At 73.8% G+C, this 13,526-nt stretch carries 13 protein-coding genes and 1 pseudogene; 12 read left to right on the top strand and 2 right to left on the bottom strand.

Annotation, left to right across the window (positions count from 1 at the left end; all coding sequences use genetic code 11):
- Nucleotides 1-27: 27 nt before the first annotated feature.
- Complete coding sequence (locus AB0C99_RS26600; protein ID WP_362479867.1) at nucleotides 28-762, bottom strand: MBL fold metallo-hydrolase; 735 nt, start codon at nucleotides 760-762, stop codon at nucleotides 28-30.
- Between the two features lie 155 nt (nucleotides 763-917).
- Between AB0C99_RS26600 and hrcA the strand changes: the two genes are divergently transcribed.
- The 7 genes from hrcA to AB0C99_RS26565 all read left to right on the top strand — a co-directional run bounded on the left by hrcA (nucleotide 918) and on the right by AB0C99_RS26565 (nucleotide 7,781).
- On the top strand, nucleotides 918-1,937 hold the full coding sequence (gene hrcA, locus AB0C99_RS26595; RefSeq protein ID WP_362479864.1) for a heat-inducible transcriptional repressor HrcA: 1,020 nt from the start codon (nucleotides 918-920) through the stop codon (nucleotides 1,935-1,937).
- On the top strand, nucleotides 1,938-3,077 hold the full coding sequence (gene dnaJ, locus AB0C99_RS26590) for a molecular chaperone DnaJ (protein WP_362479861.1): 1,140 nt from the start codon (nucleotides 1,938-1,940) through the stop codon (nucleotides 3,075-3,077).
- Between the two features lie 145 nt (nucleotides 3,078-3,222).
- Nucleotides 3,223-4,302 (top strand): nitronate monooxygenase, encoded by a 1,080-nt coding sequence (locus AB0C99_RS26585; RefSeq protein ID WP_362479858.1) that lies wholly within the window; start codon nucleotides 3,223-3,225, stop codon nucleotides 4,300-4,302.
- Entirely contained in the window at nucleotides 4,299-5,042 is a 744-nt protein-coding gene (locus AB0C99_RS26580; RefSeq protein ID WP_362479856.1) for a 16S rRNA (uracil(1498)-N(3))-methyltransferase, read from the top strand. Before AB0C99_RS26585 ends, AB0C99_RS26580 begins: the two co-directional genes overlap by 4 nt.
- Before the next feature lie 372 nt (nucleotides 5,043-5,414).
- Nucleotides 5,415-5,774, top strand: coding sequence for a histidine triad nucleotide-binding protein (locus AB0C99_RS26575; protein WP_362479853.1), 360 nt, complete (start codon nucleotides 5,415-5,417; stop codon nucleotides 5,772-5,774).
- A 14-nt stretch (nucleotides 5,775-5,788) separates the two neighbouring features.
- Nucleotides 5,789-6,691 carry a ribonuclease Z gene (locus tag AB0C99_RS26570; RefSeq protein WP_362479850.1) on the top strand — a complete coding sequence of 301 codons (903 nt, stop codon included), beginning with the start codon at nucleotides 5,789-5,791 and terminating at the stop codon, nucleotides 6,689-6,691.
- Between the two features lie 91 nt (nucleotides 6,692-6,782).
- Nucleotides 6,783-7,781: an adenosine deaminase gene (locus AB0C99_RS26565; protein WP_362479847.1), complete on the top strand. Its 999-nt coding sequence runs from the start codon at nucleotides 6,783-6,785 to the stop codon at nucleotides 7,779-7,781.
- Between the two features lie 23 nt (nucleotides 7,782-7,804).
- Here AB0C99_RS26565 and AB0C99_RS26560 read toward each other — a convergent pair whose 3' ends face one another.
- Nucleotides 7,805-8,980 carry an MFS transporter gene (locus AB0C99_RS26560; protein ID WP_362479845.1) on the bottom strand — a complete coding sequence of 392 codons (1,176 nt, stop codon included), beginning with the start codon at nucleotides 8,978-8,980 and terminating at the stop codon, nucleotides 7,805-7,807.
- Between the two features lie 270 nt (nucleotides 8,981-9,250).
- Between AB0C99_RS26560 and AB0C99_RS26555 the strand changes: the two genes are divergently transcribed.
- The 5 genes and pseudogenes from AB0C99_RS26555 to AB0C99_RS26535 form a co-directional block, all read left to right on the top strand.
- Nucleotides 9,251-10,348 (top strand): PfkB family carbohydrate kinase, encoded by a 1,098-nt coding sequence (locus AB0C99_RS26555; RefSeq protein WP_362479842.1) that lies wholly within the window; start codon nucleotides 9,251-9,253, stop codon nucleotides 10,346-10,348.
- A gap of 131 nt (nucleotides 10,349-10,479) precedes the next feature.
- On the top strand, nucleotides 10,480-11,517 hold the full coding sequence (locus AB0C99_RS26550; protein ID WP_362479840.1) for a PhoH family protein: 1,038 nt from the start codon (nucleotides 10,480-10,482) through the stop codon (nucleotides 11,515-11,517).
- Nucleotides 11,518-11,529: 12 nt separating this feature from the next.
- On the top strand, nucleotides 11,530-12,027 hold the full coding sequence (gene ybeY / locus AB0C99_RS26545; protein ID WP_362479837.1) for an rRNA maturation RNase YbeY: 498 nt from the start codon (nucleotides 11,530-11,532) through the stop codon (nucleotides 12,025-12,027).
- Nucleotides 12,028-12,037: 10 nt separating this feature from the next.
- Nucleotides 12,038-13,345, top strand: a complete 1,308-nt coding sequence (locus tag AB0C99_RS26540) for a hemolysin family protein (RefSeq protein ID WP_362479834.1) — start codon at nucleotides 12,038-12,040, stop codon at nucleotides 13,343-13,345.
- Nucleotides 13,342-13,526: pseudogene (locus tag AB0C99_RS26535) on the top strand (hypothetical protein); the annotation flags it as partial. The gene AB0C99_RS26540 and the pseudogene AB0C99_RS26535, both read left to right, overlap by 4 nt.

Genomic DNA, 13,526 nt, shown 5'->3' with positions numbered 1-13,526 from the left:
GCCATGATCGCGCGCGTCCCGGCGACGCTACGACACGCCGAAGCGCCGTGCCAGCTCATCGCGCTGGCGCCGCACGAACGCCGCGTCCACCACCGACCCGTGCCCCGGCACGTACACCGCGTCCTCGCCGCCCAGCGACAGCAGCCGGTCCAGGGCCGCCGGCCAGCGGGCCGGGATCGCGTCCGGGCCCGCCTGCGGCTCCCCGGACTCCTCGACCAGGTCGCCGCAGAAGACCACCTCCGGCGCGCCCGGGACCGCGCCCGGCACGCACACGGCCAGGTCGTGGCCCGAGTGGCCGGGCCCGACGTTGGCCAGCAGCACCTGCCGGCCGCCCAGGTCCAGCGTCCACTCGCCCGACACCGTGTGGCGCGGCGCGACCAGCAGCTCCGCCGCCTCCTCCGCCTCCCGCGCGTCCGCCCCGAACCGCACCGCGTCCGCGCAGAGCTCCGCCCGCTCGCGGGGCAGCAGCGTGTCCATGCCCACCGCCCCGAAGACCTCGGCCCCGGAGAACACCGCCGTGCCGAGGACGTGGTCGAAGTGCGGGTGGCTCAGTGCGACATGCGTCACGCGGCGGCCGCCCGTCAGCTCCTCCGCCTGGGCCCGCAGCTCCGCGCCCTGCGCGAGGCCCGCCCCCGTGTCGTACAGCAGCACCGCGTCCCGCCCGATCACCAGGCCCGCCGTGGCGTCCCAGCCCGGCAGCCGCCGCCTGCCGACCCCGTCCGCGAGCCGCTCCCACCCGTACTCTTCCCAAGTGACGTCCATGCGGCGACGCTAACCCCTGGGGCCCGGCCGACCCGCCTCCTTGCCAGGAGCGACGTCGGCCGCCGTACACTGGCCGGGGGATTCCTGGCACTCGGGCAGGGCGAGTGCCAAAAAGGGCGGAACCGGAACCGGATCGACAGCTGGAGGTGTGCGCGGTGCTCAGCGAACGCAGACTCGAGGTGCTGCGCGCCATCGTCCAGGACTACGTCGGGACGGAGGAGCCGGTGGGCTCCAAGGCGCTGACCGAGCGCCACAAGCTCGGCGTGTCGCCCGCCACCGTGCGCAACGACATGGCGGTGCTGGAGGAGGAGGGCTACATCGCGCAGCCCCACACCAGCGCCGGGCGCATCCCCACCGACAAGGGCTACCGCCTCTTCGTGGACCGGCTGGCCGGCGTCAAGCCGCTGTCGACCCCGGAGCGGCGGGCGATCCACAACTTCCTCGACGGAGCCGTCGACCTCGACGACGTCGTCGGCCGCACGGTGCGGCTGCTCGCGCAGCTCACCCGGCAGGTCGCCGTCGTGCAGTACCCCTCGCTGACCCGTTCGACGGTCCGGCACGTGGAACTGCTGTCGCTGGCCCCCGCCCGGCTGATGCTGGTGCTCATCACCGACACCGGCCGGGTCGAGCAGCGGGTCGTGGACTGCCCGGCCCCCTTCGGTGAGACCTCCCTCGCCGACCTGCGGGCCCGGCTCAACAGCCGGGTCGTCGGCCGCCGGTTCGCCGACGTGCCGCAGCTGGTGCAGGACCTGCCGGAGTCCTTCGAGGAGATCGAGGACCGCGGCACGGTCACCACCGTGCTCGCGACCCTCCTCGAAACGCTCGTGGAGGAGCAGGAGGAGCGGCTCATGATCGGCGGCACCGCCAATCTGACCCGCTTCGGGCACGACTTCCCCCTGACGATCAGGCCCGTCCTGGAGGCCCTGGAGGAGCAGGTCGTGCTCCTCAAGCTGCTGGGCGAGGCCAAGGAATCGGGCATGACCGTACGCATCGGGCACGAGATCGCCCACGAGGGGCTGACGTCCACGTCGGTCGTCTCGGTCGGCTACGGTTCCGGCGGCGAGGCAGTCGCCAAACTCGGCGTGGTCGGACCGACCCGCATGGATTACCCCGGAACGATGGGAGCGGTACGCGCAGTGGCACGTTACGTCGGACAGATCCTGGCGGAGTCGTAAGTGGCCACGGACTACTACGCCGTACTCGGCGTACGCCGCGACGCGTCGCAGGACGAGATCAAGAAGGCTTTCCGCCGACTCGCCCGCGAGCTTCACCCGGACGTGAACCCGGACCCGAAGACCCAGGAGCGGTTCAAGGAGATCAACGCCGCCTACGAGGTGTTGTCGGACCCGCAGAAGAAGCAGGTCTACGACCTCGGCGGCGACCCGCTCTCCGCCTCCGGCGGCGCCGGTGGCGCGGGCGGCTTCGGCGCGGGCGGCTTCGGGAACTTCTCGGACATCATGGACGCCTTCTTCGGTACGGCCTCCCAGCGCGGCCCGCGCTCGCGCACCCGGCGCGGCCAGGACGCGATGATCCGGCTGGAGATCACCCTCGACGAGGCGGCCTTCGGCACCACGAAGGACATCCAGGTCGACACGGCCGTCGTCTGCACCACCTGCTCCGGCGAGGGCGCCGCGCCCGGCACCTCCGCGCAGACCTGTGACATGTGCCGCGGCCGTGGCGAGGTCTCGCAGGTCACCCGGTCGTTCCTCGGCCAGGTCATGACCTCCCGCCCCTGCCCGCAGTGCCAGGGCTTCGGCACCGTCGTCCCGACCCCGTGCCCCGAGTGCGCGGGCGACGGCCGGATCCGCTCGCGGCGCACGCTGACGGTCAAGATCCCGGCCGGTGTCGACAACGGCACCCGGATCCAGCTCGCGGGCGAGGGCGAGGTCGGCCCCGGCGGCGGCCCCGCCGGCGACCTGTACGTGGAGATCCACGAGACCCCGCACGAGGTCTTCCAGCGGCGCGGCGACGACCTGCACTGCACGGTCACGATCCCGATGACGGCCGCGGCGCTCGGCACGAAGGTGCAGCTCCAGACGCTGGACGGGCTGGAGGACGTGGACATCCGTCCCGGCACCCAGTCCGGCCAGTCGATCCCGCTGCACGGCCGCGGCGTCACGCACCTGCGCGGCAACGGGCGGGGCGACCTGATCGTCCACGTCGAGGTGCAGACCCCGTCCAAGCTGGACGCCGAGCAGGAGCGGCTGCTCCGCGAACTGTCCAAGCTGCGCGGCGAGGAGCGCCCGACGGGGCAGTTCCAGCCGGGGCAGCAGGGGCTGTTCTCGCGGCTGAAGGACGCGTTCAACGGGCGCTGAGCCCGCACCGGACCCGGCGCTCACAGGGCGCCGAGTCCGCACCGGACCCGCCCCGGGGGCGGCACCGCATCGCGCGGGGCCGCCCCCTTCGCGTACCCCTCCGTACCGATTCGGCCCGGCCGTCCCGGCATGGCACGATGCCTGCATGTCCACCGCACTGAACGATCTCTTTCGTCACCCGATCGTGCAGGCCCCCATGGCGGGTGGCGCCTCTTCCCCCGAGCTCGTCGGCGCCGTGTGCGAGGCGGGAGCCCTCGGGTTCCTGGCCGGGGGCTACAAGACCGCGGGCGGTCTCTACCAGGAGATCAAGCGGATCCGCGGACTCACCGGACAGGCGTTCGGGGTCAACCTCTTCATGCCGCAGAGCGGCCAGCCCGCCGACCCCGCCGCCGTCGAGGTCTACCGGCACCAGCTCGCCGGTGAGGCCGGCTGGTACGAGACCGAGCTCGGGGACGCCGACGAGGGCCGCGACGACGGGTACGAGTCCAAGCTGGCGATCCTGCTCGACGACCCCGTCCCCGTGGTCTCGTTCACCTTCGGCTGCCCGGACCGCGACGCGCTCGACGCCTTCGCCCGCGTCGGCACCTTCACCGTCGTGACCGTCACCTCCGTCGAGGAGGCCCGTACCGCCCAGCGCGCCGGGGCCGACGCCCTGTGCGTCCAGGGCACCGAGGCCGGCGGGCACCAGGGCACCCACCGCGACGACCCCGCCGACGGGCCCTCCGCCGGGAGCGGCGGCGGGCTGCTCGCGCTGCTCACCGAGGTCCGCGAGAGCGTCCCGCTGCCGATCATCGCCGCCGGCGGCATCATGCGCGGGCGCCAGATCGCCGCCGTCCTCGCCGCCGGAGCCGACGCGGCGCAGCTCGGCACCGCGTTCCTCGTCTGCCCCGAGTCGGGGGCCGACCCGCTGCACAAGCGGGCCCTGACCGACCCGCTGTTCACCCGCACCGAGCTCACCCGGGCCTTCTCGGGGCGTCCGGCGCGCGGCCTGGTGAACCGGTTCATGCGCGAGCACGGGCCGTACGCCCCCGCCGCCTACCCCGAGGTCCACCACCTCACCGCCCCGCTGCGCAAGGCCGCCGCGCGGGCGGGCGACCCGCAGGGCATGGCCCTGTGGGCCGGGCAGGGCCACCGGCTGGCCCGGGACCTGCCGGCCGCGCGACTCGTCGAGGTCCTCGCCGAAGAACTCCACACCGCCCTCGCAAGCTCCAGGAGCGCCCCGTGACCGCACCCGTCTTCGTCGTCGACACCGTCCCCCCGGTCGGCGGCTTCCTCCTCGACGGGCCCGAGGGCCGCCACGCCGTGTCCGTGAAGCGGCTGCGCGTGGGCGAGGAGCTGGTGCTCGCCGACGGGCACGGCACCTGGGCCGCCTGCGTGGTCGCCGCCGCCGAGGGCAAGGACCTGCTGACCGTCGAGGTCACCGCCGTCCACGAGGACCCGGCGCCCGCGCCCCGTATCACCGTCGTCCAGGCGCTGCCCAAGGGCGACCGCGGCGAGCTGGCCGTCGAGACGATGACGGAGACCGGCGTGGACGCGATCGTGCCGTGGGCCGCGTCCCGCTGCATCACCCAGTGGAAGGGCGAGCGCGGCCTGAAGGCGCTCGCGAAGTGGCGGGCGACGGCCCGCGAGGCCGGGAAGCAGTCGCGCCGCAGCCGCTTCCCCGAGGTCGCCGAGGCGATGACCGGCAAGCAGGTCGCCGCGCTCCTCGCGACCGCCGACTTCGCCGCCGTGCTGCACGAGGACCGCGAGCACCCGAGCGGGGCGCTGGCCACCGCCGAGCTCCCCGCGAGCGGCGAGATCGTGCTCGTCGTCGGGCCCGAGGGGGGCGTGTCCCCGGAGGAGCTGGCGCTCTTCGAGGAGGCCGGGGCCAGGCCGTACCGGCTCGGACGCAGCGTGCTGCGCACCTCCACGGCGGGCACGGCGGCGACCGCGCTGGTCCTGGGGCGGACGGGTCGCTGGTCGTAGGCGAGGGAGCCGGGTCCGCCGGCCGCTCGGCCTGCCCGGCCCCCCCCCGGGCCCCTGACCGCGTGGCCCGGCTGCCTCCGGGCCCGCTGACCGCTCGGCCCGGCTCGCCGCTCGGCCCGTCCGCCTCCGGGCCCGCTCGCCGCGCCGCCCTGAGCACCGCGCGGCCCGCCCGCCCCCGGGCCCGTACACCGCGATGCCCGCCTGCCTTTAGGCCCGCTCACCGCGGCCCGCCCCACCACGCGGCCCACCGCGCCCCGCACCGGCCCCCCGGACCTCCCGGATTCCCCCCGCCCCCCGGTCCGCCCCGCCCCGGCCCCGATACGATGCGCGGGTACTGATCAGCTGATCGACGGAGTCGAGGAGGGCCGGGTCATGGCCGGAGAGCCGCAGGGCGACTGCCTGTTCTGCAAGATCGTGCAAGGGGAGGTGCCGGCGACGCTCGTGCGGGCGACGGAGACGACCCTCGCGTTCCGCGACATCAACCCGCAGGCGCCCACCCACGTCCTGGTGATCCCGCGCCTGCACTACCCGGACGCCGCCTCGCTCGCCGCCGCCGCGCCCTCGGTCGCCGCCGACGTGCTGCGCGAGGCCGGTGAGGTCGCCGCCGACGAGAAGCTCGACGGCCAGGGCTACCGGATCGTGTTCAACACCGGCGCGGGCGCCGGCCAGACCGTTTTCCACGCCCACGCGCACGTCCTCGGCGGCCGTGGTCTCAACTGGCCGCCCGGATAGGACCCGACGTCACCGTGTCCGTACGCGAACTGGTCGTCCTCGGCACCGCGAGCCAGGTGCCGACCCGGCACCGCAACCACAACGGCTATCTGCTGCGCTGGGACGGCGAGGGCATCCTCTTCGACCCGGGCGAGGGCACCCAGCGGCAGATGCTGCGGGCCGGGGTCGCGGCGCACGACCTCGACCGGATCTGCGTCACGCACTTCCACGGTGACCACTCGCTGGGCCTGGCCGGGGTGATCCAGCGGATCAACCTCGACCAGGTCCCGCACCCGGTCGCCGCGCACTACCCGGCGAGCGGGCAGCGCTTCTTCGAGCGGCTGCGGTACGCCACGGCCTACCGCGAGACCGTGGCGCTGACCGAGGCGCCGGTCGACGCCGACGGGCCGATCGCGGTCACCGGGGCGTACACCCTCGACGCCCGGCTGCTCTCCCACCCCGTGGAGTCCTACGGCTACCGGCTGACCGAGCCCGACGGGCGCCGCATCCTGCCGGAGCGGCTCGCCGCGCACGGCATCAAGGGGCCCGACGTGGGCCGGATCCAGCGCGAGGGCGTGCTCGGCGGGGTGAGCCTCGACGAGGTCAGCGAGGTGCGGCGCGGCCAGCGCTTCGCCTTCGTCATGGACACCCGCCTGTGCGACGGGGTGTACGCGCTGGCCGAGGGCGCGGACATGCTCGTCATCGAGTCGACCTTCCTCGACGAGGACGTCCGGCTCGCCACCGACCACGGGCACCTGACGGCCGGCCAGGCCGCCGCGGTGGCCCGGGACGCGGGGGTGCGGCACCTGGTCCTGACGCACTTCTCGCAGCGCTACTCCGAGCCCGCGGAGTTCGAGCGGCAGGCCCGCGCGGCCGGGTTCGAGGGCGAGCTGAGCGTCGCCCAGGACCTGATGAGGATCCCCGTACCGAAGCGTTAGCCCGCGGCGAGCGCACCGAGTGCCCAAGCACGGCGAGCGCATGACCGCACCGAGCACACGAGCACACCGAGCACCAGGAAGCACCAGCACCATGGCGATACCCAAGGCCGAACTGCACCTCCACATCGAGGGCACCCTCGAACCCGAGCTGGCGTTCGCGCTGGCCGCGCGCAACGGTGTCACGCTGCCGTACGCCGACACCGAGGCCCTGCGCGAGGCGTACCGCTTCAGCGACCTGCAGTCCTTCCTGGACCTGTACTACGGCCTGATGAGCGTGCTGCGCACCGCCGAGGACTTCACCGAGCTCGCCGACGCCTACCTCGCGCGGGCCGCCGCGCAGGGCGTGCGGCACGCGGAGATCTTCTTCGACCCGCAGGCGCACACCGCGCGGGGCGTGCCCTTCGGCACGGTGGTCGAGGGGCTCGGCGCGGCGCTCGACCGGGCCGAGGAGCGGTACGGGATCTCCACCCGGCTCATCATGTGCTTCCTGCGCGACGAGCCCGCCGAGTCGGCGCTGGCGACGCTGGAGGAGGCCCGCCCGTACCTGGACCGGATCACCGGCGTGGGCCTCGACTCGGCGGAGGTCGGGCACCCGCCGGCGAAGTTCCGCGCGGTGTACGAGGAGGCCGCGCGGCTCGGGCTGCGGCGGGTCGCGCACGCGGGCGAGGAGGGGCCGGCCGCGTACGTCCGCGAGGCCCTGGACGTCCTCGGCGTCGAGCGGATCGACCACGGGCTGCGCTGCCTGGAGGACCCGGAGCTGGTGGAGCGGCTGGTGCGGGAGCGGGTGCCGCTGACGCTGTGCCCGCTGTCCAACGTGCGGCTGCGGGCGATCGACGTGATCGGCGACCACCCGCTGCGGACGATGCTGGCGGCGGGGCTCATGGCGACCGTCAACTCCGACGACCCCGCCTACTTCGGCGGGTACGTGGAGGACAACTTCGACGCGGTGCGCGAGGCGCTCGGCCTGACCGAGGACGACCTGCGGACCCTGGCGCGCAACTCCTTCCTGGCCTCCTTCCTGGAGGACGACGAGGAGCGCCGGGCGCGGTACCTCGCCGAGGTCGAGGCGTACGAGTTCCACAGCCTCTAGACGGCGTAGGGGCGCCCTACGGCTCAGGCGCCCGCCGGGTCCGGTGCGACGGCCGGCAGGACGGGCGCCGGGGCCGGGCCCTCCGCGCGCCTGGCCACCGCCGTCATCGGCAGGGCCACCGCCAGGAGCAGCAGGCACAGGGTCAGGCCCATGCCCGGGAAGCCGGCCGTCTCCGCGAGGGCGCTGCCGGTCACCGGGCCGCAGGCCACCCCGAGCGAGCTGGCCGAGCCGACCAGGACCGCCCAGCGGCCCCGGGGGTCCAGGGAGGCCGCGAGGGCGAGGAGGCAGGACAGGACGACCGGGTACACGGCGTTCCAGAGGATCTCGCCCGCCGCGAAGGCGTACGGGCCCTCGGCGGCCGAGCTGAGCAGCACGCAGACCGCGATGAACGCGGTGCCCGCGCCGATGGGGACCGCGCGGCCGAGCCGGGGGCCGAGCGCGCCCGCGACGGTGACCCCGGCGAGCCCGGCGCCGAGGGCGACGGCGAAGACCAGGCCGAGGGCGACCTCGGAGAGCCCCGCCTGGCCGAGGCCGATCCGGCCGCTGACGCCCCACAGCGCGTTCTGCGCCATCGACCAGCACAGGATCGCGCAGGCGAGGACCGTGCCCGCGCGGCGGTGGGGGAGCGGCCTGGCGGGCACGGGGCCCCGGGTGCGGGCCGCCGCCGGTTCCGGGAGCCGGGCGGTGGCCGGCCAGACCAGCGCCGCCGTCGCCGCTATGGCCGCGAAGGGCAGCGCGTGCCCGCCGCCGAGGTGCGGCAGCGCCAGGTAGAGGGCGCCCGCCGTCGCGGAGACGGACAGCAGGCCCAGGGTCGCCGCGCGGTGCGGGTCGGCCCGGCCGGCGATGCCCGCCGCGGCGACGGCCGTGGCGGTGCCGGAGCCGAGGCCGCCGAGGACGGCGCCCGCGACGACCGGCGCCGCGGTGGCGCTCGCGGCGGCCGTCCCGTAGCCGAGGACCATCGCGAGCAGCCCGGCGCGGGCGGCCCGGCGGGGGCCGATCCGCTCCACCCGGGAGGCCAGGGTGAAGCCGGCGGAGGCGGAGCCGAGCAGCAGGATCGAGCCGACGAGACCGGCTTGGGAGGTACTGAGGGCGAGCCCGGCGGCGAGCCGGCCGACGAGCGTCGGCAGCAGGTACGGGGCGAGGTATCCGGCCGTGAAAAGGGCGACGAGGGCCCCCAGGGCACGCGGACGCGCGGACATGGGCGTTCCAGGGACTGAACGGGGAAATGAGATGACGTCCGGTGATCCACACGGTCGCGGCACCATGTGTATCAAGCATCCGACTGGGCGGAGAAGGCGTTATCCCCCGATTGCATCTGTGATCTGAGTCACGATCTGTTTGGGGTGGGATTTCTTGGGTATCAAGCGACGACCTCGCTGCGTCACCCCTGTCCCGCCACCCCCTTCGGGCACACTGTCCGGATCAGCACCAGGGTGCCGATCCGCCGCACCACGACCGGGGAGCCTGTTGTGACCGAACGCGACACCGACGTCGACCCGCTGGTCCGCCTGCGCGAGCCCACCGACCCGCACTGCGACGTCTTCCTCACCGGCACCGTCTTCCTCGACATCATCTTCACCGGCCTCGACAGCGCCCCCGTGCGCGGCACCGAGTCCTGGGCCCGGGGCATGGGATCGAGCCCCGGCGGCGTCGCCAACATGGCCACCGCGCTGGCCCGGCTGGGGCTGCGCACCTCGCTCGCCGCCGCCTTCGGCGACGACCACTACGGCGAGTACTGCTGGGACGCCCTGGCGCAGGGCGAGGGCATCGACCTCTCGCTGTCGCGGACCGTGCCCGGCTGGCACTCGCCCGTCACCGTCTCCATGGCGTACGAGGGCGAGCGGACCATGGTGTCGCACGGGCACGCCGCCCCGCCGCTCGACGGCACCCTCCCCGCCTACCCGCCGCACGCCCGCGCCGCCGTCGCCTCCCTGGTGCCCGGCCGCGGCGAGGAGTGGGTGGCCAGGGCCGCCCGCTCCGGCGCCAAGGTCTTCGCCGACGTCGGCTGGGACGACACCGGGCGCTGGGACCTGGCCGGCCTGACCGACCTGGAGCACTGCGAGGCGTTCCTGCCCAACGCCGCCGAGGCGATGCGCTACACCCGCACCGACTGCCCGCGCGCCGCCGCCCGCGCCCTCGCCGACAAGGTGCGCTACGCCGTCGTCACGCTCGGCTCCGAGGGGGCCTACGCCGTGGACGGGGCCACCGGCGAGACCGCCGAGGTGCCCGCGATCCAGGTGTCCGCGCTCGACCCGACCGGCGCCGGGGACGTCTTCGTGGCCGGCTTCGTCACCGGCACCCTGGCCGGCTGGCCGCTGGCCGACCGGCTCGCCTTCGCGGGCCTCACCGCCGCCCTCTCCGTCCAGGAGTTCGGCGGCTCGCTCTCCGCGCCGACCTGGGGCGAGATCGCCTCCTGGTGGCAGACCGTCCAGCGCCACGAGGGGCAGGACCCGGCGGCGCTGCGCGGCCGCTACGCCTTCCTGGAGCGCCTGCTGCCGGTCCCGGACCGGACCTGGCCGCTGCGCCGCGCCGTCCCCACCATCGGCTTCCGGGCCGCGGCTTCCTAGAAGGGGCGGAGCGGGTGCTCGCGGTAAACCCCTTCGGGGTTGTCCGTACCGAGTCGTAGGCTTGGTGGCAGAGGTTGTCGAGCAACGAGAACCCCGCAACAGGAGGTATGCGCAGGCCCCAGTGCCGGCCCATGACCCAGACACCCACAGCCCACGACGGCGCCCCCCTCGACGGGACGCCCGGCAAGGCCCGCGCGCTGTTCACCGTCCCCGCCAAGCACCCGATGGTGACCGTCCTCGGATCCGGTGACAGCCTGCTGCGCGTGATCGAGGACGCGTTCCCCGACACCGACATCCACGTCCGGGGCAATCAGGTCACCGCGGCCGGGGACGCCGCGGAAGTCGCGCTCATCCAGCGCCTGTTCGACGAGATGATGCTGGTGCTCCGCACCGGTCAGCCGATGACGGAGGACGCAGTGGAACGCTCGATCGCCATGCTCAGGGCGAATGGCAACGGGCCGGGGGAGGACGGCCAGGAGACCCCGGCCGAGGTGCTCACGCAGAACATCCTCTCCAGCCGCGGCCGCACCATCCGCCCCAAGACCCTCAACCAGAAGCGCTATGTCGACGCCATCGACAAGCACACCATCGTCTTCGGCATCGGCCCCGCCGGCACCGGCAAGACCTATCTGGCCATGGCCAAGGCGGTCCAGGCCCTGCAGTCCAAGCAGGTCACCCGGATCATCCTGACCCGGCCGGCGGTCGAGGCGGGCGAGCGGCTCGGCTTCCTGCCCGGCACGCTCTACGAGAAGATCGACCCGTATCTGCGCCCGCTCTACGACGCGCTGCACGACATGCTCGACCCCGACTCCATCCCCAAGCTGATGGCGAGCGGGACGATCGAGGTCGCGCCGCTGGCGTACATGCGCGGCCGGACGCTCAACGACGCGTTCATCATCCTCGACGAGGCGCAGAACACGAGCCCCGAGCAGATGAAGATGTTCCTCACCCGCCTCGGCTTCGACTCGAAGATCGTCATCACCGGCGACATCACCCAGGTCGACCTCCCGGGCGGCACGAAGAGCGGTCTGCGGCAGGTCAGGGACATCCTGGACGGCGTCCCCGACGTGCACTTCTCGACGCTCACGTCGCAGGATGTCGTCCGGCACAAGCTCGTCGGCCGTATCGTCGACGCGTACGAGCAGTACGACCTCCGCAACGGGAAGTAGAAGCAGCAGCACATGTCGATCGACGTCAACAACGAGTCCGGGACCGAGGTCGACGAGCAGGCGATCCTCGACATCGCCCGCTACGCCCTCACCCGCATGCGCATCCACCCGCTCTCCGAACTGTCGGTGATCGTCGTGGACGCCGACGCGATGGAGCAGCTCCACATCCAGTGGATGGACCTCCCCGGCCCGACGGACGTCATGTCCTTCCCGATGGACGAGCTGCGCCCGCCCGCGAAGGACGACGAGGAGCCCCCGCAGGGGCTGCTCGGCGACATCGTGCTCTGCCCCGAGGTCGCCACCCAGCAGGGCAAGGACGCCCCGACGCGGCACTCCATGGACGAGGAGCTCCAGCTCCTCACCGTCCACGGGGTGCTGCACCTGCTGGGCTACGACCACGAGGAGCCGGACGAGAAGGCCGAGATGTTCGGCCTCCAGGCGGCCATCGTGGACGGCTGGCGCGCGGAGCAGGGCCACACCGGCCCGTCCCCCGCCCCCACCGTCTCCTGAGCGGGCGGCCATGAGTGCTCAGCTGATCCTGGGCGCGGTCGCCCTGGTCGTCGTCGCCTGGCTCGCCGCCTGCGCCGAGGCGGGCATCGCCCGCGTCTCCACCTTCCGCGCGGCCGAGGCCGCCCGGTCCGGGCGGCGCGGCGCCGAGAAGCTCGCGCAGGTCGCCGCCGACCCGACCCGCTACCTCAACGTGGCGCTGCTCGTCCGCGTCTCCTGCGAGATGGCGGCCGGCGTCCTCGTCACGTACGCCTGCCTGGAGGAGTTCCCGGAGACCTGGGAGGCGCTGCTCGTCGCCATCGCCGTCATGGTGCTGGTGTCGTACGTCGCCGTCGGCGTCTCCCCGCGCACCATCGGACGCCAGCACCCGCTGAACACGGCGACCGCCGCCGCGTACGTCCTGCTGCCGCTGGCCCGGATCATGGGCCCGATCCCGCAGCTCCTCATCCTCATCGGCAACGCGGTCACCCCCGGCAAGGGCTTCCGCAAGGGCCCCTTCGCCTCCGAGGCCGAGCTGCGGGCGATGGTCGACCTGGCCGAGCAGGAGTCGCTCATCGAGGACGAGGAGCGCCGCATGGTGCACTCCGTCTTCGAGCTCGGCGACACCCTGGTCCGCGAGGTGATGGTGCCGCGCACCGACCTGATCTGCATCGAGCGGTACAAGACCGTCCGGCAGGCCCTCACCCTCGCGCTGCGCTCCGGCTTCTCCCGCATCCCGGTGACCGGGGAGAACGAGGACGACATCGTCGGCATCGTGTACCTGAAGGACCTGGTCCGCAAGACGCACATCAACCGGGACGCCGAGGCCGACCTGGTGTCCACGGCGATGCGCCCGGCGGCCTTCGTGCCCGACACCAAGAACGCGGGCGACCTGCTGCGCGAGATGCAGCAGGAGCGCAACCACGTCGCCGTCGTCATCGACGAGTACGGCGGCACGGCCGGCATCGTCACCATCGAGGACATCCTGGAGGAGATCGTCGGTGAGATCACCGACGAGTACGACCGGGAGCTGCCGCCCGTCGAGGAGCTCGGCGAGGACCGCTACCGGGTCACCGCCCGCCTCGACATCGGCGACCTCGGCGAGCTGTACGGCTTCGGCCCCGACGAGTACGACGACGAGGACGTGGAGACCGTCGGCGGACTGCTCGCCAAGGCCCTCGGCCGGGTCCCGATCGCGGGCGCCCGCGCCGTCGTCGAGCTGCCCGACGGGCGGCGGCTGCGGCTGACCGCCGAGTCCCCGGCCGGCCGCCGGAACAAGATCGTGACCGTGCTCGCGGAGCCCGTCGAGCCGCCCGCCCCCGAGGAGGACCCGGCGCCGTGACCCCCGACCAGCTGCGTGCCTTCTGCCTGGACTTCAACGACGCGACGGAGGAGTTCCCGTTCGCCCCGGAGGTCTCCGTCTTCAAGGTCGCCGGGAAGATGTTCGCGCTGTCGTGGGGGGGGGGGGGGGGGCGGCGGGGGCCGCGGAAAAACGACCCCAACCCCCCCCCCCCCCACCCCGC

Origin of the sequence: Streptomyces sp. NPDC048659, from assembly GCF_040650575.1 — a bacterium.
Taxonomy (GTDB): domain Bacteria; phylum Actinomycetota; class Actinomycetes; order Streptomycetales; family Streptomycetaceae; genus Streptomyces.
This window is presented reverse-complemented; position numbering and strand designations above follow the sequence as displayed.

Excerpts from the sequence above, each read along its gene's own strand:
- AB0C99_RS26600 (WP_362479867.1), bottom strand. The coding sequence starts at position 762 with ATGGACGTCACTTGGGAAGAGTACGGGTGGGAGCGGCTCGCGGACGGG.
- AB0C99_RS26585 (WP_362479858.1), top strand. The coding sequence starts at position 3,223 with ATGTCCACCGCACTGAACGATCTCTTTCGTCACCCGATCGTGCAGGCC.
- AB0C99_RS26575 (WP_362479853.1), top strand. The coding sequence starts at position 5,415 with ATGGCCGGAGAGCCGCAGGGCGACTGCCTGTTCTGCAAGATCGTGCAA.
- AB0C99_RS26565 (WP_362479847.1), top strand. The coding sequence starts at position 6,783 with ATGGCGATACCCAAGGCCGAACTGCACCTCCACATCGAGGGCACCCTC.
- AB0C99_RS26560 (WP_362479845.1), bottom strand. The coding sequence starts at position 8,980 with ATGTCCGCGCGTCCGCGTGCCCTGGGGGCCCTCGTCGCCCTTTTCACG.
- AB0C99_RS26550 (WP_362479840.1), top strand. The coding sequence starts at position 10,480 with ATGACCCAGACACCCACAGCCCACGACGGCGCCCCCCTCGACGGGACG.
- ybeY (WP_362479837.1), top strand. The coding sequence starts at position 11,530 with ATGTCGATCGACGTCAACAACGAGTCCGGGACCGAGGTCGACGAGCAG.
- AB0C99_RS26540 (WP_362479834.1), top strand. The coding sequence starts at position 12,038 with ATGAGTGCTCAGCTGATCCTGGGCGCGGTCGCCCTGGTCGTCGTCGCC.